The sequence below is a fragment of the Gemmatimonadaceae bacterium genome (assembly GCA_036504815.1).
Classification (GTDB): Bacteria; Gemmatimonadota; Gemmatimonadetes; order Gemmatimonadales; family Gemmatimonadaceae; genus PNKL01.
The window spans coordinates 357031-375996 of record DASXUN010000021.1; the positions used below are offsets into that span (position 1 = coordinate 357031).

Genomic DNA, 18966 nt, shown 5'->3' on the forward strand with positions numbered 1-18966 from the left:
TGCCACCACGACAATGCGCGCTACTTCGCCAACCCCATCTGCCTCATGAAGTCCTGGCTGTCCCAGAACAGCCACTCATGATCCATGCGACCGTTGGCACCCCAGTGGCCGATGGTCGCCATGCTGATGGCGAAGCGCTTGCCGGTGGGCTGAATGAACTTGCCGTCGCCAATGGGCATCGGCTTGCTGAACGTACCAGTCATCACGCCCGTGGCGGTGGTCCAGCTGCCTGAGCCGAATCGGATCGGGTGCACCTTGATCGTGATGTCCGGCGCGTAGACGAACATCTCCTTCAGGTCCGCCGTATGCTTGGTGAGGCCCACCGTCTCATGACCGTCAGGCCAGGTGACGACGATGTTCTGGTCATGGCTTTCGCCAAGACGGTCCCACTTCTGGCCGCTGAACACGTCAAAATCAAGGACGTCGAACACCTTGAGATGCCGTTCAACCGCGGGAGCCTGCTTTTCATGTGGGGGCGCCGGATGCCCGGGCTTCTCGGCGGGAGTCTGGGCGTGGATGGTCGCCGCGGCGAAGATCGCGCCGGTGGCCGTGATGAAACGGCGGATGGAACCGGTCATTGGGGGGCTCCTTGGTCTGGTACGGGACGTGCGGCGCGGTGGGGGAGCAGCAGCTCTCGCTGGCCGTGATAATTAGTTTAGTACTAAGATAATATTCCGCAAGGGGTCCCGGGCGCTCACCGCACGAATTCCACCGCCCGCTTCTCCCGCTCGTCCACGCTCAGCGTGAAGACGTCCGGTCGCGCGTAGTGGCCGACGACGTCGAAGTCGAAGCGTGCGCCGGCAATCTGGGCGGTGTCGATGGACGCCGTGAGCAGTCCCGTCTGGTTGAGGAGCGGGCCCGCCAGCACGTCTCCCAGCGGGCCGACGATCACGGAACCGCCGCGAATCAACGGGCGATCGGCCTCCCAGCCGGGAACGAGGACGCCGAGGGCCTTCGGTGATGGCTGCACCTGACAGGCGCTGACGACGAAGCACCGCCCCTCGTGGGCGATGTGCCGCATCGAGCATTGCCAGATGTCGCGTTCGTCCACCGTGGGTGCGCACCAGATCTCCACGCCCTTCGCGTACATCGTGGTGCGCATCAGCGGCATGTGGTTCTCCCAGCAGATGGCGGCGCCGAGGCGCCCTGCGGGAGAATCGACGACGGGGAGCGTGGAACCATCGCCCTGTCCCCAGATCAACCGTTCGGTGCCGGTCGGCATGAGCTTGCGATGCTTGGCCGCCAGGCCACGCACCGCATCAAAGAACAGGGCGGTGCAGTAGAGCGTACTGCCGTCGCGCTCGATGACGCCGACCACGATGCTCGCACCAGTGCGCTGCGACAGATCAGCCAGCGCCGCCGTCTCCGGCCCGGGCACGTCGATGGCGTTGCCATAATAGTGCGCGAACGCGTCCCGGCCCTCCGGCAATCGGTATCCCAAATGGGTGCCGAAGAGTTCTCCTTTCGGATAGCCGCCGAGCAGTGCCTCGGGCATGACGACCAGTCGAGCACCGACGGCCGTGATCTCGCGCTCGAACGACAGGATGCGGGAAAGGGTCTCGCTCATTCCGCCGGCAGCGGAGCCGACCTGAAGCGCGGCGATTACGGACTGTGGCATGGCGGTGGCCTGAAAGGTGGCGGCTGACGGCGGAAGTCATGCGATGGTTCCGAATCTCGCTACAAGATCCGCTCGCCGAGCGCGCTTGCGATGAGTCCCACGGCGAGTTCGGCGGTGCGGTTGGCGACGTCGAGAATCGGGTTGACCTCCACGAGGTCAAGCCCGACGAGCAGCCCCGAATCGGCGACCATTTCCATCACCAGGTGTCCTTCGCGCCACGAGAAGCCGCCCGACACCGGCGTGCCGACGCCCGGCGCATGCACGGGATCCTGCACGTCCACATCGTACGACACCCACAGTCCGCCCGTGCCGATGCTGGCGAAGACGAGCGCCTCTTCCATCACGTCCGACAAGCCGCGCCGGTCGACGTCGTGCATGGTGAAGACGTGCACGCCGTAGGAACGGAGGTGTGCCCGTTCACCGGGATCGAGATCGCGGATGCCCACGAGGACGGTATGCTCGGCGAGCACCGCCGCCCCGGTCGTGAAGTGAAGGCGTGGGTCACCGTGCCCGAGCAGATGCGCCACCGGCATGCCGTGCACATTTCCCGACAGGCTCGTTTCGGGCGTGTTGATGTCACCGTGCGCATCCACCCACACGAGTCCCAGGCGCTCGCCGCGCGCGTGCAACGCACGCGACGCACCGGCCACCGACCCGGTCGCCAGCGAATGATCGCCGCCGAGGACGACCGGGAAGTGGCGTTCCTGAACGGAAGCTTCCACACGCGATGCCAGGTCGCCGCAGATGGCGGCGATGGTTGGCAGGAAGTCCGCGCCCCGGGCATCGGGGGGAAAGGTGCCGCGGTCGGGCACCGGCAGGTTCCCGTGGTCGCGCACATCGTGACCAAGGACCGCCAGCGCGTTGCGCAGTCCGGCGGCGCGTACCGCATACGGTCCCATGTCAACGCCACGGCGGCTGGCACCGAGGTCGAGGGGAACGCCCATCAGGTCGATCAAGGTCATGAGTGCAGGGTGCAGGGAACAGGGGGCATATGAATTGATCCCGGGGGTTCCCCGGCTGGCAAGCGGCCGCCGGTGCGCGAAGATGCGCGTCCCGTGCATGGCGATGCGCGGGACACTCGGTCAGGGTGTCCCGCCCGATATGCAGCGCTACTGTCCCGTGCCGAACTGCCGCGTGAACTTCACCGTCAGCGACCGCGCCATTGGACGCTGCCAGTTGAAGAAGCTGTCCGCCTGCTCCCCGTCATTGAGCACGATGAACAACCCCGTGGCGGCGGTGTTCAGCCAGCCAAACCGCACATTGGTCGTCCACGCCGAGGCCTGATCGTTGAACTGTGCCAGCGACTGCACGAACACGTGCGGCGTGAAGAAGTACGCGACACGCGCGCCGATGATCGACTTGATGAAATGCCCCTGGTCGAGCGTGACGTCATTGTAGTCGAGGAGCAGCGACGAGGTGATGGACGCGCCGCGCCGGTACGTGACGGTCATCGTGCCGCCGGAGCGGGTCCCGTTGTAGAACCCGGCAAAGTCGCCGCGCAGGACCATCGACAGCGGGGCCGCGGCGTTCGTTTCCCAGTCGAGGCCGATGTTGGTGTAGTCGTAGCTCCCGACGGGAAGCGTGACGCCCTTGGCGATCTGGAACGGCCGCTGCAGCCCCTCGTGGTACAGGTTGACTTCGGGGCCGAAACGTCCGCCATTCTTGAACGACACCTCACTGACGTCGATATGCAACTGTCCCGACTGGTGAAAGCCGTCGAATCCGTAGTACTCGCGGTACGTCACGTGCGGATTCCACTCGCGCACATGCCGCCAGCTCTCACGGCGCACCATGCGCATGACCTGCACTTCACGGAAGGTGTACCCGGGGGTGCGGCTGACGAATCCAACTTCGGGGTTGAAGTCGGCGCCAACGCGCAGGAAGCGGGCGCTGCCGTTCCAATTGCGGGTCAGGTAGACCGCGCGGGCACTGCCCGAGTAATCGTCACCCGAGCGTCCGGGCGTCTCCGTCTTCGCCGCCCAGGCATCAATGGTCCAGGCGTCGCCGAGGCCAAGGCGGCCATCCACGCCGAAGGTGCGGTTCACGTCTTCCGGTAGGGCGGGGCAGCCGGTGCACATCGGTCCCACGCGGTCCCCAAGACCAAGGCGCTGGACGCCGATGACACCCACGCGCGAGCGACGACCGACCTCCTTGATGGCCCGCGCCACGGAGAACGACTGCGCGCTCTGCACGCCCTTATGCTCGGCCGTGAAGATCTGCATGAGGCCCACGGTCATGCCGCCCACGCGTCCCGTCAGCCGGCCGCCCCCGCGGATCTTCACGGGCTGGCCCAGCGAATCGATGCCGATGCGCCGCGTGAAGAACAGGTCCACGGCCTGTGGCGTTCCGGCCGCAAACGTCCCCGCGTTCTCGAGGAAGAAGGGACGCTTTTCCGGGAAGAAGAGCGGGAATCGGGTCAGGTTGGTGCGCTGCTCGTCCACCTCGACCTGCGCGAAGTCGGTGTTGACGGTGAGATCGAGGGTGAGACTGGGCGTCAGGCCGTACTTCGCATCCACGCCCACCTGCCCGGAGGTCACGGGATCGGTACTCGTGGCGAAGTTGCGGGTGACGGCGCTGAGGATGTACGGCGTGATCGTGGCCACGCGTCGCACCGGAACCTGCAGGCCGGTGAGCGTGCCGCCCTGCGACATGCGGTACAGGTTGAACTGGCGCGAGATGGGCGACCAGAAGGCTTCCTCGTTGCGGCGGCGGATCATGCGCACGAGGTTGAGTCCCCATTCCTGTTTGGCGCCCCCGCCATAGCGGAGCGTCGAGAAGGGAATGCGGAACTCGGCATACCACCCCGCCGAGTCGCGGGAGGTCATCACCTTCCAGGAGCCGTCCCAGTTCAGGTTGAAGCCGCCGAGCGCCCCCGACTGCGCCCGGTTCTGGCCCGTCATGGTGACGCCACCACCTTCGCCTTCGCGGATGATCTGGCCGTCGTACTCCACACCAGCCGGCGTGGTGGCGAAGAGGAAGCCGTTCTGCCGGTCCTTGTAGGTGTCGAGCAGGATGCCGAAGTAGTCGCTGTTGGTCAGCGTGACGTCGCGGATCTTCTCGCCAGCCACGATCGCGGACGCATCGCGGTCGTACATCCAGGCGCCGATGTAGAGCGCTTCGCCGTCGGTGAGCAGCCGCACTTCGGTGCGTTCACTGACGGTGGTTCCTTCGTGGGGTTCGCGCTGAACGAAGCCGGAGAGAACGGCGGCGCCCCGCCAGGCGTCATCGTTCAGACGGCCGTCGATGACCGGCGGCTTGCTGATGGCGGTGGCCGTGCCGGTGCGAACGGACGGACCCTGCGCCGACAGCACGAGGGGAAGCGAGGCGAGCGCCAGCGACAGCGTGCGCGACAGAGGAAAGCGCGTCATGAGCTTGCGGGGTGGGGAGAACGCAACGCGGGCCCGGCATCAACCGGGCCCGCGCGAAATCTATCAGGGTACGGGAACGCTTGAGGAGAGCAACCGCGTGAACTGGTACAGGAACTCCTGCGCCTTGTAATACCACTCGATGCGCACGCGCTCGTCACGGCCATGGGCGCGCGCGTCCACCGTGGGATCGCTGAAGAGCCCCGACACGCCAAAGGCGGGGACGCCGAGTGCGCGGAAGTAGCGGGAGTCCGTGGCGCCCGTGGACATCGTCGGCACGACGGGAATGTCGCCGTACATCTCGCGCGTGAGTTTCTCCACCGGTCCCATCACTTCGGGGCGCATCTCGGACGGCGGTGACGCGCGGTTCTCCGAACTGGTGTCGAGCACAGCCACGACTTTGGGATCGCCCGCCACCTTCTGCAGCGCCGCCTGCACCGATGCCTTGGTCGACGTCGGCGCCATGCGGCAGTTGACGTTGGCCTCGGCCAGCTGCGGGAGCGCATTCACGGCATGTCCGCCCTTGAGCATCGTGGCCACGCAGGTGGTGCGCAGCATCGAGGCGTACCGTGGATCCTTCGAGATGACCGCCGCCGCGGCCTCGTCGGTCGGGTCCTTCGCGATGGCGGCCATCGCGGCGGCCATCTCGGGCTTCTCGACCCTCGCCGTTTGCTCGAAGAAGGCGCGCGAGACGGGATTCAGTTCGACCGGGAATTGGAACTTCGACAGCCGCGCCAGCGCTTCCGACAGCTGGTAGATGGCATTGTCGGGGCGCGGCACCGACGAATGGCCGCCCGGATTCGTGACGCGGAAGGTGAAGTCGTTGTAGACCTTCTCCGCCGCCTGCACCGACTGCAGCAGCGGCTTGCCGTCGCGCAGGGCCCCGCCGCCCCCCTCGTTGATCACCCACGCGGCGTCCACCAGGTCGCGATGGTTCTTGATGAGCCAGTCCACGCCGTTGTACGCGCCGCCTTCTTCATCCGCGGTGAGCGCGACGATAATGTCGCGTTGCGGCACGTACCCTTCCTGCTTCAGGCGAAGGACCGCCGCGACGAAGAGCGAGGCCATCGCCTTGTCGTCCGACGTGCCGCGCCCGTAGTAGAAGCCGTCACGCTCGGTGAACTTGAACGGGTCGAGGTTGTCGGACCAGTCGGCCTTCAACGCCTCGACGACGTCGAGGTGCGCCAGCAGCAGCACCGGCTTCGGAGCGCCGACACCGTCCTTGCCACGGAAGCGGACCACGAGATTGTGCTTCCTCTCCGTAGGGCCGCCGACGAAGATGTCCTTCTCGGGGAAGCCCGCGTCGCGGAACCGCTTGGCCATCGCGTTGGCCGCCGGTGTGGTGCTCCCGGTCCAGACCGAGGTGTTGATCTCGACGAGTTCCTTGTAGATGTCACGCGCCAGAAGCTGCGTCGGGGTGAGCGGCTTCTGCTGCGCACCAAGGGAGACGGCGGCGCTCAGCAGCGCCGCCCCTGCCATTACCTGGATGAATCTCACGGCCGGTCCTTGAATTTGTCGTTGAGGTCGGTGTGCTTGGTGTCGAGCGGCACCATCCGGCCGTCGATGAAGAGATACTTCGTACTGGTCTTGGCCTCGAGCAGGTCGCCGTCGGTCACGACGAGGTTGGCCACCTTGCCCGGCTCGAGCGTGCCGAAGCGATCGGCAATGCCGAAGATCTGCGCCGGCCAGAGTGTCACCGACTTGAGGGCGTCCTCACGGCTGAGGCCGAAGGCGGCCGCCATGCCGGCGGTATACGGCAGGTTGCGCGCGTCCGCCCCCGCATCGCCCGACGTGATGGCGAACCGTACGCCGCCCTGCGCGAGCTTGCCCGGCGCGCCGTAATTCACGTCGTACGGATCGTCCTCAAGCGTCGGCAGGTCCATCACCGAGGTGATCAGCACCGGGACATCGTGGTCCTTCAGGAACGACGTGATCTGCCAGGCGTCGCGTCCGCCCACGATGATGGGGCGCAGCTTGTTCTCCTCGGCGAAGCCGACCGCTTCCTTGATGTCGTTCACGCGGTCGGCCACCATGATCACCGGCATCTGGCCGCGCACGACCGGCACCAGCGAGGCCAGCACGACGTCGTGCTTCGGACGCGGCAGCGTCTTGTCCTTCGCGTAGGCGTCCATCGCCTTGCCGTACGCCTCGGCGTCGCGAAGCATCGTGCGCAGGGAATCGAGCTGACGCTGGCGCGTGCGGTTGACGTCCTGCGTGCTCGACGGCCCCTGCGCGGCGGCGAAACCGCCGAAGCCACGCCCGCCGAAGCCGCTCCGTGGCAGCTCGATGACCGTCGCGATGGCGCGGTTCACGGCCATCTGCGGCGCCGTGGACCCTGCCAGGTTCACCAGCGCGGCCTGCCCGGAGAGAATGCCGCCGGTTGGGCGGGTGATGACGTGCGTGATGCCCACCACGCGCGTGACACCAATGTGCGCCGAATGCGGATTGAGGCCGTAGTAGGCCATCGCGTTGGGGTTGAAGCTCCCCACCTCACTGATGTCCACCGTGGCATTGGCACCCTGGCCAATTTCCGAGAGCCCAATCGAGGTGCCGGCATCCATCATGCCGGGGTAGACGTACAGCCCCCTGGCGTCGATAACTTCCGCGCCACTGGGCACGGCGACGGAACTGCCGACGGCTTGGATCTTGCCGCCGCTGATGACGATGGTGCCGTTCGCGATTTCCGGCCCGCTCACCGGCACGATGTGCGCGTTGGTGATGGCGACTGTCTTCTGCGGTCCGGGCGGCGGATTGAACGAGCCCAGCTGGGCGCGGGCGGGCAAAGCCGCCAGCGCCACGAGTGCCGTCACGGCGACGATACGAATGCGCATCATGTTAGCGCTCCTCCTGCGGCAGGACCGGCTGCACCCCGCGGCGAGCCGCCGGTGCCTGATTGGCCTCGGCCTTCTCGAGTTCGGCGCGCTCCTTCGCCTTCTGGTCGCGCATCGCCAGGTCCTGCTGGCGGTCGAAATAGACCTTGCCGTCCACGAACGTCTTGTCGACCGCGGCGTAGACGCTCAGCGGATGGTTGTTCCACAGTCCCAGGTCGGCATCCTTGCCGACCTCGATGGAGCCCACCTTGTCGGCGACGCCGAGCTGCTTGGCGCCATTGATGGTGATCGTGGCGAGCGCCTCGTCTTCGGTGAGACCGCCGTACCGCACCAGCTTGGCAGCGTCGATGTTGAGGCGGCGCATGCGCTCGTCGCTGTCGGAGTTGAGGGTGGCGACGACGCCGTGGCGCAGGAGGATGGCCACGTTGTACGGAATGGCGTCGTACGCCTCGATCTTGTACGACCAGCTGTCGGCGAAGGACGACAGTCCCGCGCCGTGCTTTGCGATTTCCGACGCGATCTTGTACCCCTCGAGGCCGTGCTGCAGCGTCTGGATCCTGAAGCCGAACTCATCGGCAAGATTGAGCAGCATCAGCATCTCGTCGGAACGGTACGAATGGGCGTGCACCAGCCGCTTCCCCTCGAGCACCTCGACCAGCGGCTCGAGCTCGAGATCCCGGCGCGGCGGGACGAGGTTCTTTTCGCCCTTCGCCACGCGTGCCTTGTAGTCGTCGAGCGTCGCCTTGTAGTCGCGGGCGCGCACGAACGCATCACGCACCACCTCTTCCTGCCCCATGCGCGACACCGGGTAGCGACGCGTCATCGGCTGCCCCGGAATCACGATCTGGTTCATGTTCTTGCGCGTCACGTTCTCGCCAAGGGCGAACTTGATGCCCGGGGGCGCGCCCGGGAACATCATCTGGTCGACGCTCTCGCCCCACTTGAGCTTCACCGTCGCGTTCTGCCCGCCGATGGTGTTGGCCGAGCCGTGCAGGATGTTGATGCTCGTCACGCCGCCCGCGAGGGCGCGGTAGATGTTCACCGCCGTGGGGTTGAGCACATCCTGAATGCGGACCATCGAAGTCACCGAGAGCGACCCCTCGTTGATGGCGTCGCTCATCGTATGCGTATGCGGGTCGATGATGCCGGGCATCAGGTACTTGCCGGTGGCGTCAATGACCGTCGCCCCGGCCGGAGCGGTGATGTTCGGCCCGACTTGCGCGATCTTGCCATTCTGGATGAGGACGTCGGTGTTCTTGAGCGTCCCCTTGGTGACCGTGAGCACGGTCGCATTCCGGATCAACGTGGCGCCAGCGCCGGCCGCCGCCGGATTCGCCTGCGCACTGAGTGAACCCGCAGCGAGCGTGAGCGACGCCGCGAGCAGCAGAGTCCTCTTCATGGAAACCTCGAGCGGGCTGGTCGTGGATGGGCGTCGCATTAGCGGCCTCCGTTCGGCGTGCGCGGAGCACCCGCCGCCGACGGTGGGCCGGCCGGCGATTCGCCCGCACGCTGCGGTCGCGTGCCGGCAAACGTTCCCGGGGTGTGGCCGACGATCGCCATGCGGCCGCGCACGGCGTTGCCGTCGAGCGTGCCAATGAACGTGGCCTCTTCGGTTCCTTCCTTCAGCGTGATGGACGCGGTGAAGCGCAGCTCGTTGTCCACGCCCATCGTGCCATTCTGGATTTCCATCGTGCCCAGCGTCCCCTGGATCGAGCCCAGCAGGCGCGTGCCGTCCTGCCGAAGCGACCACGTGGTGGGGTAATCGCTGCCGTCGAGGGAAACGGTGACGGTCCATGTGCCGGTGATGCCGGCTGCCGCCGTGCCGGTCGCCACCGGCGCGCGCACGGCCACCGGGCGCCCATCAATGAAGAGCTGGGTGACGCGTCCGCGGTCGAGCAGGTCACCGCGGGTGATGGTGAGGTTCGCGATCTTGCCCGTCTCGAGCGAGCCGAGCCGGTCACTGACGCCGAGGATCTCGGCCGATTGCAGTGTGAGCGCCCGGAGCGCGGCATCGCCACTGAGGCCGTTCTCGACGGCCTTCTGCGCGTTGCCGGTGAAGTCCGACCAGGTAGACAGGCCGCCCGACTGGAAGGCGAACTTCACGCCTGCCTGCGCCAGCCGGCCAGCCACCTTGGGGGCGTCGGCCCGCTCGCGCAGCACGCGAAGCGGCTCGGGGTCGGCGTCAGCTGACGGCGCCGTCGTGCGGCGCGGAAAGTTGAGCGTCAACAGCACTGGCACGTTCTCGGCCTTGAGGCGCGCCGCCACCAAATGTGCTTCGTTGCCGCCGGCGATGATTGACCGCAGGCCGAACTCCCTGGCCAGGTCGAGCGCGCGTTCGATCTCGCGCTCGGTGGTGGCGTACATCACGACCGGCTGCGTGCGCGCGAGCACCGGGAGCAGCGCCTCGAGCGACGGATCAAACTCCGGACGCGTCATCCCGCGCGGATTCCTGTCATACGCGGTCTTCACATCGCGATAGTGCTGCGCGTCGAGCAGCTGCTGGCGCAGGGCGGCGAAGACGCCCATCAGCGAGTTCGGAAACCCGCCGCTGCGCAGCGGCGAGAAGCCAATGTGCTGCGCGACGGGCGCCTTGACGACCATCGCATTCACGTCGGTCCCGGCGAGGTTGATGACCGCCGACTGGCCCTGGAAGATGCCGCTCCCCGACGCAGTGAGCGCGGTCGTGATACCGGCGCTGGTCGGGCCGCTGAACGCCTCTTCGTCCGCCTTGAGCAGTTCGAGCACCGAGAGTTCAGGCTGCAGCCCAGCCGGGTAGTTGGAGTTGGCCGCGACACGGACCGGCGCGGCACTCGGGCCGCCAAACCCGCCACCGCCACGGCCTCCGCCACTCGGCGCCGCGGGCGCGTTCGGCACGCCGAGCGTGCCGTAGGCGTCGATGAGTCCCGGGTAGACCGTCAATCCGGTGCCGTCGATCACGCGGGCATCGCCGGGAATGGCGACATTCGCGCCGATGGCGGCGATCAGCCCATCGCGCACGACGATCGTTCCCTTGTCGATGACGGGTGATGAAACCGGCACGAGCCGGGCGTTGGTGATGGCGTAGGTCGCCGGGATGCTGCGGGGCGACGCGAGCTGGGCGGCGGTGGGGGGAGCGGCCAGGACGCTGGCCGTGAGTCCCAGCGCCAATAGGCGGCGTGGTGCGTTCATGTGAACACTCTCCGGAGGGGCAATGCTTGCGCCCGCGGGGAAGGCGAGGACCCGCGGGCGCCAATCAGTCGTATGATTACGATATCGCCCGGCCCGGCGTTGCGGAGGATGCCTAGATTACAGATGTGACCACGCCGCCAACCCCGACCCCCAGCCCACGCCGTCCTCGCTGGCGAGTCCCGCTCAACACGATCGCGACCCTCCTGGTCGTGCTCTGGCTGGGCCCGCGGTTCCTGCCGCATCTGGGGGCGATCTTCGGCGTTGAGAGCGGTGATCATCAGCGGCCGGTCTTCGCCGTGGCGACTCTCACGGGCGCACCGGTCAGCGACAGCACGCTCCGGGGGCACGTGGTGCTGGTCAACTTCTGGGCCACGTGGTGCCTGCCGTGCCGCGCCGAAATGCCGCTGTTGCAGGCCATGGCCAACCGCCACAAGGCGGCGGGGCTCGTCGTGCTCGGCCTCTCGGTGGATCGCACCGCTCCGGAAACCGTGACGCAGTGGCTGCGCGAACGGGACATCACGTATCCGGTGGCGATAGTGGGCCGAGATGCCGAAACCGCCTTCGGCGGCGTGCAGGGATATCCAACGTCGGTCCTGCTCGACCGTACCGGCACGGTGCGCTACAAGGTGCTTGGCCCGCTCGCCATGGCCTCGCTCGAGCCGGCGGTCCGCCGGTTGCTCAACGAGTCGACGGCAGACCCCGCGAAGTAAACGCTGGCGCGGTTACTTGAATGTCAATTTGAACGGTGTCGTTTCGGCGATCAGCGCCAGCATCATCTGATCGACCCGAATGGTCGATGCCGTGCCAATCGGATACGGGCTGGCCGTCACGATGGACCAGGTAAAGACATCGCCCCCGTGCTCCGCGATCACCTTCGACTTGTCCTTCTGCGCGGCGCGCGCCTTCTCCCACGCGGCCTTCTTGTAGGCGCGAATGACCAGCAGCAGGCGCGGCGGCACACCGGCTGCCGAGTCCGCCGTGTAGTGGAATTCGACGGCCCGGTACCCGCCGAACGTGGTGTCGGGATGATCGATCATCCGATAGCCGTATTTCCAGACGCCGGGGAAGGTGGCTTCGGCCTTGATCGAGGCGATCTCCTGCTGGAAAGGCGGAAGCTCCGCGGGCGGTGTCGCGACGACGCTCACCTCGGCCGTCTTCTGTTCAGCCGGGCCGCAGCCGACCGCGACCAGTAGGGTGAATACGACGAGCAGGCGGATCGTGCGAGGCGAACTGGCGGGCATCGAGGATGGGGAGATGAGGAAATTGCGGGCCGTTTGATCGCCCGTCGAAGATACTCTCGCGCCATCCCCCGCAGCGCCTCCTCCGGCGTCGCCATCCTCCTATGGCTGCTTGGCGGCCAAGAAAGACTGGAAATCGTGTCCCGTGTTTCCCTTTCAGGCAAAACCTTACATCTTCCACATCGAACCCCGATTGGCGACAATTCGCACCACAGGACATTTCGGGTGTACGAATCGGTTCACGAATGACCCTCGCTTTCCGCCTCCTTCGCGTCGCCGTTGCGGCCGTGACACTCCATCTCACGATGGCGTCGCCGGCGCAGGCGTGTGACCAGATGGAGCATGCTTCTGCTCCGATGACGCATGCCGGTCATCAGATGCCGATGCCCGAGGCTCCTTCGCCTAGGCACAACGAACCGCCGTGCTGCCCGACCATGCCGGCAGGCTGCACGAGTGCGGCGTGCACGGTTGCGGCCGTCGAAGTGCTGACGCTGGTGACGTCGTCCGTCACGACCGTGATCACCGCGCCCCGCCCGGCCTACGCCACGTGGGGTCTGTCGGTCTCCAACGCTCCGGAGCCACCGCCTCCGCGTGCCTGAGGTGAGTCACGCCCGCGCCTGACGCGGGCGAGAGCCGCGCGCCCCATCGCGCCGGCTGACCTGCACTCCCTCAGTTCCATGTCAACTTCGATCAAACCCATCGCGCGACGCGGTGCGGCACGTGGCTATCTCTGGATGGTCAGCGCCCTTGCGTTCGCTCCCCTGTCGCTCGTTGCGCAGGATCCCGCCGTCCCGACACCGGCCGCGGTCAGCCGCCCCGGGAGTGTCCTGCTCGGCGACCTCTACACACAGATACAGCGCGCGAATCCGCGCGCGGCGGCCTCCCGGTCGCTCGCGCAAGCGGCGGTGGCGCGCGTGCCCGGCGCCACGCGGCCCCCTGACCCGCAAGTGCAGCTCGGGTTCATGAACTACACACTCCCGTCGCTGGCACCGATGGCGACGCTGGGCATGCGGCAAGTGCAGGTGATGCAGATGCTGCCGCTGGGCGGCAAGCTCGCGCTGGCGGGCCAGGTGGCCGGTGCACAGGCATCCGCGGCCGGCGAGCGCGCCGAAGAGGTGACGTGGGAACTTCGCAGCGAAGCGGCGATGTCCTTCTACGACCTGTACGCGACTGACCGCCGCCTCGACGTGATGCGCGAGACCGTGCGCCTGCTGCAGGACATCGAGAAGACGGCCGCATCGATGTACCGCGTCGGCGAAGGGCGACAGACCGATGTGCTGCGAGCGCAGGTCGAAATTGCGCGGATGGTCGAGGACACGCTGCGCATGCTGGCCATGCGGGAAACCATGGTGGCCAAGCTCAATGCGTTGCTCGATCGCCCAGCCGACACACCCATCGGCAACCCGGCGCTGCCGCAGTTCCCGGATTCGATGCCGCCACGAGCCCGGCTTGATTCGCTGGCGTACGGCAATCGCCCGATGATCCGCGCTGGGCTCGAGGAGGTTCGGGCGGCCGAGGCCTCCGAGAAGCTCGCGCGCAAGGAGATCTGGCCCGACCTGCAGGTTGGCGCGCAATACGCGCAGCGGGGCGGCGACATGGGCGGCACCGAGCGGATGGGAAGCCTGATGGTCGGCGCGACGGTCCCCATCTTCGCCCGGAGTCGGCAATACCGGATGCGCGAAGAGACCTTCGCGATGAAGCGGATGGCCGAAGCAGATGTGGCGCAGATGCGCGCCGAGACGCGCGGCAAGATTGGTGAAGCCTATGCCAATCTCGTGCGCGCGCGGAACCTGGCGCAGCTGTACCGCAGCACGGTGCTGCCGCAGGCGGGGGCGGCCGTGGCATCGGCGCTTTCGGCGTACCGGGTTGGCAGCGTCGACTTCATGACGCTGCTCGACAATCAGATGACCGTGAACAAGTACCGGCAGGAGCTCTTCGCGCTCGACGCCGACCAGGGCAAGGCCTGGGCGGAGCTCGAGATGCTGACCAGCCGGGTGCTACTCGACTCGAACAAGGTTTCCGCGGCGACGCGAGGTGACAAGTGACGGGCCACATGACTGAACCCACGCACCGCGCGACGCCGACGACCGGCCTGACGCTCGTGCGCGGCCTCATCTACCTGGGCGTGCTGGCGCTCGCCGCCGCCGGCGCCTGGTTCGCCACGCGGGGGCGTGGCACTCCCGCGCCAACGGCCGCGGGTCACAATCACGGTGCGGCGGCGACCGGCGCCGGTGCGGCCACGCCGGTGATGATGTCGGCCGCTGACCAGCGGCGCATCGGCGTCACCTTCGCGGTGGCGACGCTAGGCCCGCTGGCGAAGGAAGTTCGGACCGTCGGCCAGGTGACGTTCGACGAAACGCGCCTGCGGACGATCTCCCCGAAGATCGACGGATGGGTCGACCAGCTGTTCGTCAACGCCACCGGGCAGTTGGTGGCATCGGGTGAACCCCTGCTCACCGTCTACTCGCCAATGCTGGTCAGTGCGCAGGAGGAGCTGTTGCTGGCCAAGCGGCTCGCGCACGATGTCACCGCGGCGGGTGCGGATGCGCGGCAGAATGCCGCCGACCTGCTGGCCTCCGCGCGACGGCGCCTCTCGTACTGGGACATTCCGGCTGGCGAGATTGCGGAGATCGAACGCACCGGACAGGTGCAGAAGACGCTGACGCTGCGTGCTACGGCCAGCGGCTACGTGCTGCAGAAGAACGTCGTCGCCGGGCAGAAGATCATGGCCGGCGATGCGCTGTACCGGGTGGCCGACCTCAGCACCGTCTGGGTGGAAGGCGAGGTCTTTGAGCAGGACATGGCGAACGTGCGCACGGGCCAGTCGGTGCACGCCGATTTCGACGCGCTCACCGGCCGGCACCTGATGGGACGGATCTCGTACATCTATCCCACGCTCGACCCCCAGACCCGCACCGTGCGCGTGCGCGTCGTGCTGGCCAACCCCGGCCTGCAGCTCAAGCCGGGGATGTATGCCACCCTCCTGATTGCGGGCACCGCACGCCCTCGGGTGCTGACCGTGCCGCGCACGGCGGTGCTCTCGACCGGCGAACGCAGCATCGTCTTCGTGCGCGACACGTCGGGTCATCTCACGCCGCGTGAAGTGGCGCTGGGCGCATCCAACGACGAGCGCGTCGAGATCCTGCGCGGACTCGAAGCGGGAGAAACCGTGGTGTCTTCGGCGACGTTCCTCGTCGACGCGGAATCGAACCTTGGCACGGCGCTTGGCGGCATGGGCAACATGCCGGGCATGGAGATGACGACACCGCCCAAGCGGCTCGACGCGGCGCCATCGGCCACCAAGCCGCCCGGCACCGCGCCCACGAAGACGAAGGATCCGATGGCCGATATGCCGGGAATGGAAGGCATGGATCACTCGGCGCACACCGCTCCCAAGAAGCCCTGAGGCGACGACCATGCTCAAGCGCATCATCGAGTGGGCGGTCGCCAACCGGCTGATCGTCGTGCTCTTCACCATCGCCGCGGCCATCGGCGGTGTGATTGCCATCCAGCGCACGCCGCTGGAGGCGCTCCCCGACCTGTCGGACGTGCAGGTCATCGTGCAAGCCGATTACAACGAGCAGGCGCCGCGGATCGTCGAGGACCAGGTCACGTACCCCATCGCCGCGGAGATGCTGAAGGTGCCCGGCGCGCATGCGGTGCGCGGGTACTCGTTCTTCGGCGTCTCGTTCGTCTACATCATCTTCGACGACGGCACCGACCTGTACTGGGCGCGGTCGCGCGTGCTCGAGTACCTGAATGGCATCAAGGGGAAGCTGCCGGCGACGGTGACCCCGACGCTTGGCCCCGACGCGACGGGTCTCGGCTGGGTCTATCAGTACGCACTGGAGGACACGACCGGACGGCTCAACCTCGCCGAGCTGCGAAGTGTGCAGGACTGGTACCTGCGCTACGCGCTGACCGCCGTGCCTGGCGTCTCGGAGGTGGCGAGCATCGGCGGCTACGAGAAGCAATACCAGGTGGACATCGATCCGGCGAAGCTGCTGGCCTTCGGCATCCCGGTGACGCGCGTGATGGCGGCGCTGCAGAACGCGAACAACGATGTCGGCGCCATGACCATGGAGCTCTCGGAGCGCGAGTACATGGTGCGCGGCCTCGGATACCTGAAGTCGATTGCCGACATCGAGAACGTCGTGGTCGGGGCGACGCGCGACGGCACGCCCATTCGCGTGCACGAGCTGGGGCGCGTGAGCGTGGGGCCGGCCATTCGACGCGGCGTGGCGGAACTGGACGGGCGCGGTGATGCCGTGGGCGGCATCGTGGTGATGCGCTTCGGCCAGAACGCGCTGACTACCATCCAGAACGTGAAGGCAAAGCTCGCGAGCGTGCAGAAGGGCCTGCCGCCGGGGGTCATCGTGCGCCCCGTCTACGATCGCAGCTCGCTGATCGAGCAGGCCATCGAGACACTCAAGGGGAAACTGTTCGAGGAGTCCGTGATCGTCGCGCTCGTCTGCGTGCTCTTCCTGTTCCATGCGCAGTCGGCGCTGGTGGCCATCCTCACGCTGCCGATCGGCATCCTGATGGCGTTCATCGCGATGCGGTGGGTTGGTGTCAATGCCGACATCATGTCGCTCGGCGGCATCGCCATTGCCATCGGCGCCATGATCGATGGTGCCATCGTGATGATCGAGAACATGCACAAGCACCTTGAGCGGGCGGTGGAGGCGAGGGAAGGTCCGTCGGTGGGCGGCCAACGCCCCGCGTCCTTCAACTCGTCGGTGCTCACGACGGCCGAACGGTGGCAGGTGGTCGTGGAGAGTTCCAAGGAAGTCGGGCCGGCGCTCTTCTTTTCGCTGCTCATCATCACCGTGGCGTTCCTGCCCGTCTTCAGCCTCGAGGGACAGGAAGGACGGATGTTCCGGCCGCTCGCGTTCACCAAGACGTTTTCCATGGCCGCCGCCAGCCTGCTCTCGGTGACGCTCGTGCCGGTCGCGATGGGATTGTTCATCCGCGGCCGGATCTTCCGGGAGCGGGCGAATCCGCTCAACCGCGCGCTGATCCGGCTCTATCGCCCGGTCATCGACTTCGTGCTGCATCGCCGCGGGCCGGTGATCGTGGCGGGCATGGTGACGCTCATCGTGACCTGGGTGCCGTGGACGCGCATCGGCAGCGAGTTCATGCCGGTGCTGGAGGAAGGCACGATCCTCTTCATGCCCACGACGCTTCCGGGCATTCCGGTGGCGCGCGCCCGCGAACTCCTGAAGCAGCAGGATTCGGTGCTCAAGAGCTTCCCGGAAGTGGAGCACGTGTGGGGCAAGTCGGGCCGCGCCAACACGGCCACCGACCCGGCGGGTTTCGACATGATCGAGACCACCATCTCCCTGAAGCCGAAGGACCAGTGGCGTCCGGGACTGACGTACGACGGGCTCGTGGCGGCCATGGACTCGGCTGTCCGCATGCCCGGCGTGACCAATGCGTGGACCATGCCCATCAAGGGGCGCATCGATATGCTCGCCACCGGCATTCGCACGCCGGTGGGCATCAAGGTGTTCGGTCCGGACCTGGGCGAGCTGGAGCGCATCGGGAAGGAGATCGAACAGGCCGTGCAGATGGTGCCGGGGACGCGCAGCGTGTTCGCCGAACGTGCGGTGTCCGGCTATTACCTGGACATCGACATCGATCGCGCGGCCGCGGCACGTCACGGCGTGAACATCGCCGACGTGCAGGCGGTGATCGCCACCGCGATCGGCGGCATGACCATCACGCAGACGGTGGAAGGACGTGAGCGCTACGGCGTGCGCGTGCGCTATCCGCAGGAACTGCGCGAAACGCCCGAGCAGCTCGCGTCGGTGCTGGTGCCGATGAACCACGATGCCGGCGCACCGGCGTCGCTGGGTGGTGGCGGGGCCATGGGTGGCTCGGCGATGGGCGGTTCGGTGATGTCCGCTGGCACGGCGCAGATTCCGCTCGGGCAGCTCGCCACGATCAAGCAGGTGGCCGGGCCGATGGTGGTGCGCACCGAGGGCGCGATGCCCACGGCGTGGGTCTACGTGGACGTGGCCGGCCGCGACATCGGCAGCTATGTGGCCGACGCCCGGCGAATGGTCGACGACATGGTGAAGCTGGCGCCCGGCTACTCCATCGTGTGGAGCGGCCAGTACGAGTACATGCAGCGGGCCAAGGAGACGATGAAGCTCGTGATTCCCGCGACGCTCGCCATCATCTTCCTCCTGCTCTACTTCAACTTCAAGAGCGTCGGCGAGACGCTGATCGTGATGCTCTCGCTGCCGTTTGCGCTGGTCGGCGGCATCTGGTTCATCTGGGCGCTGGGCTACAACTGGTCGGTGGCGGTCGCCATCGGCTTCATCGCGCTCGCCGGCGTCGCCGCGGAAACCGGGGTGGTGATGCTCATCTACCTTGACCACGCGTGGAAGGCGCAGATGGCGCGGGTCGGCCGTCCGACGCTGGGCGACTTGTACCAGGCCGTCATCGAAGGGGCGGTGGAGCGTGTGCGGCCCAAGATGATGACCGTGTGCGCAATCATGGCCGGCCTGCTGCCGATCCTGTGGGGCAACGGGACGGGCGCCAGCGTGATGAAGCGCATCGCCGCGCCGATGGTCGGCGGCATGCTCTCGAGCACCGTGCTGACGCTCGTCGTGATCCCGGCCGTCTACTCGCTGTGGAAGGAACGCACCATCAACACGTCCGCGGAGTGAGCGGCGCGGACACCAAAACCCTGAGGCATGCCACGGTGGCGTGCCCGACATCGACGCCGGCTGCGGCCG

General features: G+C 67.0%; 14 protein-coding genes. 5 read left to right on the forward strand and 9 right to left on the reverse strand.

Translation table 11 applies throughout. The annotated features are described in order from the left end of the window. Positions 1-20: 20 nt before the first annotated feature. The 8 genes from VGJ96_11210 to VGJ96_11245 form a co-directional block, all read right to left on the reverse strand. A complete protein-coding gene (locus VGJ96_11210) occupies positions 21-578 on the reverse strand; it encodes an ester cyclase (GenBank protein ID HEY3287672.1) in 558 nt (185 codons plus the stop codon). Positions 579-694: 116 nt separating this feature from the next. Continuing rightward, positions 695-1618, reverse strand: coding sequence for a carbon-nitrogen hydrolase family protein (locus VGJ96_11215; protein HEY3287673.1), 924 nt, complete (start codon positions 1616-1618; stop codon positions 695-697). 59 nt (positions 1619-1677) lie between these two features. Beyond that, positions 1678-2580: an arginase gene (rocF, locus tag VGJ96_11220; GenBank protein ID HEY3287674.1), complete on the reverse strand. Its 903-nt coding sequence runs from the start codon at positions 2578-2580 to the stop codon at positions 1678-1680. A 147-nt stretch (positions 2581-2727) separates the two neighbouring features. Further along, on the reverse strand, positions 2728-4986 hold the full coding sequence (locus VGJ96_11225; protein ID HEY3287675.1) for a DUF5916 domain-containing protein: 2259 nt from the start codon (positions 4984-4986) through the stop codon (positions 2728-2730). Positions 4987-5049: 63 nt separating this feature from the next. Then, the gene (locus VGJ96_11230; protein HEY3287676.1) at positions 5050-6480 is read right to left on the reverse strand and encodes a M20/M25/M40 family metallo-hydrolase; all 1431 of its coding nucleotides are present in this window, start codon (positions 6478-6480) and stop codon (positions 5050-5052) included. After that, positions 6477-7817, reverse strand: a complete 1341-nt coding sequence (locus tag VGJ96_11235; GenBank protein ID HEY3287677.1) for an amidohydrolase family protein — start codon at positions 7815-7817, stop codon at positions 6477-6479. The genes VGJ96_11230 and VGJ96_11235 overlap by 4 nt, the downstream gene beginning before the upstream one ends. Before the next feature lies 1 nt (position 7818). Then, on the reverse strand, positions 7819-9213 hold the full coding sequence (locus VGJ96_11240; GenBank protein ID HEY3287678.1) for an amidohydrolase: 1395 nt from the start codon (positions 9211-9213) through the stop codon (positions 7819-7821). Positions 9214-9251: 38 nt separating this feature from the next. Further along, a complete protein-coding gene (locus VGJ96_11245) occupies positions 9252-10982 on the reverse strand; it encodes an amidohydrolase family protein (GenBank protein ID HEY3287679.1) in 1731 nt (576 codons plus the stop codon). Positions 10983-11107: 125 nt separating this feature from the next. Here VGJ96_11245 and VGJ96_11250 point away from each other — a divergent pair, with 125 nt between their 5' ends. Further along, positions 11108-11692 (forward strand): TlpA disulfide reductase family protein, encoded by a 585-nt coding sequence (locus tag VGJ96_11250; protein HEY3287680.1) that lies wholly within the window; start codon positions 11108-11110, stop codon positions 11690-11692. Between the two features lie 12 nt (positions 11693-11704). Here the strand turns inward: VGJ96_11250 and VGJ96_11255 are convergent, their stop codons facing one another. Then, complete coding sequence (locus tag VGJ96_11255) at positions 11705-12223, reverse strand: hypothetical protein (GenBank protein ID HEY3287681.1); 519 nt, start codon at positions 12221-12223, stop codon at positions 11705-11707. A gap of 242 nt (positions 12224-12465) precedes the next feature. On the opposite strand from VGJ96_11255, the gene VGJ96_11260 reads away from it, so the two are divergent. From VGJ96_11260 to VGJ96_11275, 4 genes are all read left to right on the forward strand, one after another. Next, positions 12466-12819 carry a hypothetical protein gene (locus tag VGJ96_11260; protein HEY3287682.1) on the forward strand — a complete coding sequence of 118 codons (354 nt, stop codon included), beginning with the start codon at positions 12466-12468 and terminating at the stop codon, positions 12817-12819. Between the two features lie 78 nt (positions 12820-12897). Next, positions 12898-14265, forward strand: coding sequence for a TolC family protein (locus VGJ96_11265; GenBank protein HEY3287683.1), 1368 nt, complete (start codon positions 12898-12900; stop codon positions 14263-14265). Positions 14266-14273: 8 nt separating this feature from the next. Continuing rightward, positions 14274-15626: an efflux RND transporter periplasmic adaptor subunit gene (locus VGJ96_11270; protein ID HEY3287684.1), complete on the forward strand. Its 1353-nt coding sequence runs from the start codon at positions 14274-14276 to the stop codon at positions 15624-15626. 10 nt (positions 15627-15636) lie between these two features. After that, positions 15637-18897 (forward strand): CusA/CzcA family heavy metal efflux RND transporter, encoded by a 3261-nt coding sequence (locus VGJ96_11275; protein ID HEY3287685.1) that lies wholly within the window; start codon positions 15637-15639, stop codon positions 18895-18897. The last annotated feature ends 69 nt before the right edge of the window (positions 18898-18966 follow it).

Bases quoted from the DNA above. Each gene is read 5' to 3' on its own strand.
- VGJ96_11210 (HEY3287672.1), bottom strand. From the start codon at position 578: ATGACCGGTTCCATCCGCCGTTTCATCACGGCCACCGGCGCGATCTTC.
- VGJ96_11215 (HEY3287673.1), bottom strand. From the start codon at position 1,618: ATGCCACAGTCCGTAATCGCCGCGCTTCAGGTCGGCTCCGCTGCCGGC.
- rocF (HEY3287674.1), bottom strand. From the start codon at position 2,580: ATGACCTTGATCGACCTGATGGGCGTTCCCCTCGACCTCGGTGCCAGC.
- VGJ96_11225 (HEY3287675.1), bottom strand. From the start codon at position 4,986: ATGACGCGCTTTCCTCTGTCGCGCACGCTGTCGCTGGCGCTCGCCTCG.
- VGJ96_11235 (HEY3287677.1), bottom strand. From the start codon at position 7,817: ATGATGCGCATTCGTATCGTCGCCGTGACGGCACTCGTGGCGCTGGCG.
- VGJ96_11240 (HEY3287678.1), bottom strand. From the start codon at position 9,213: ATGAAGAGGACTCTGCTGCTCGCGGCGTCGCTCACGCTCGCTGCGGGT.
- VGJ96_11245 (HEY3287679.1), bottom strand. From the start codon at position 10,982: ATGAACGCACCACGCCGCCTATTGGCGCTGGGACTCACGGCCAGCGTC.
- VGJ96_11255 (HEY3287681.1), bottom strand. From the start codon at position 12,223: ATGCCCGCCAGTTCGCCTCGCACGATCCGCCTGCTCGTCGTATTCACC.
- VGJ96_11260 (HEY3287682.1), top strand. From the start codon at position 12,466: ATGACCCTCGCTTTCCGCCTCCTTCGCGTCGCCGTTGCGGCCGTGACA.
- VGJ96_11265 (HEY3287683.1), top strand. From the start codon at position 12,898: ATGTCAACTTCGATCAAACCCATCGCGCGACGCGGTGCGGCACGTGGC.
- VGJ96_11270 (HEY3287684.1), top strand. From the start codon at position 14,274: ATGACTGAACCCACGCACCGCGCGACGCCGACGACCGGCCTGACGCTC.
- VGJ96_11275 (HEY3287685.1), top strand. From the start codon at position 15,637: ATGCTCAAGCGCATCATCGAGTGGGCGGTCGCCAACCGGCTGATCGTC.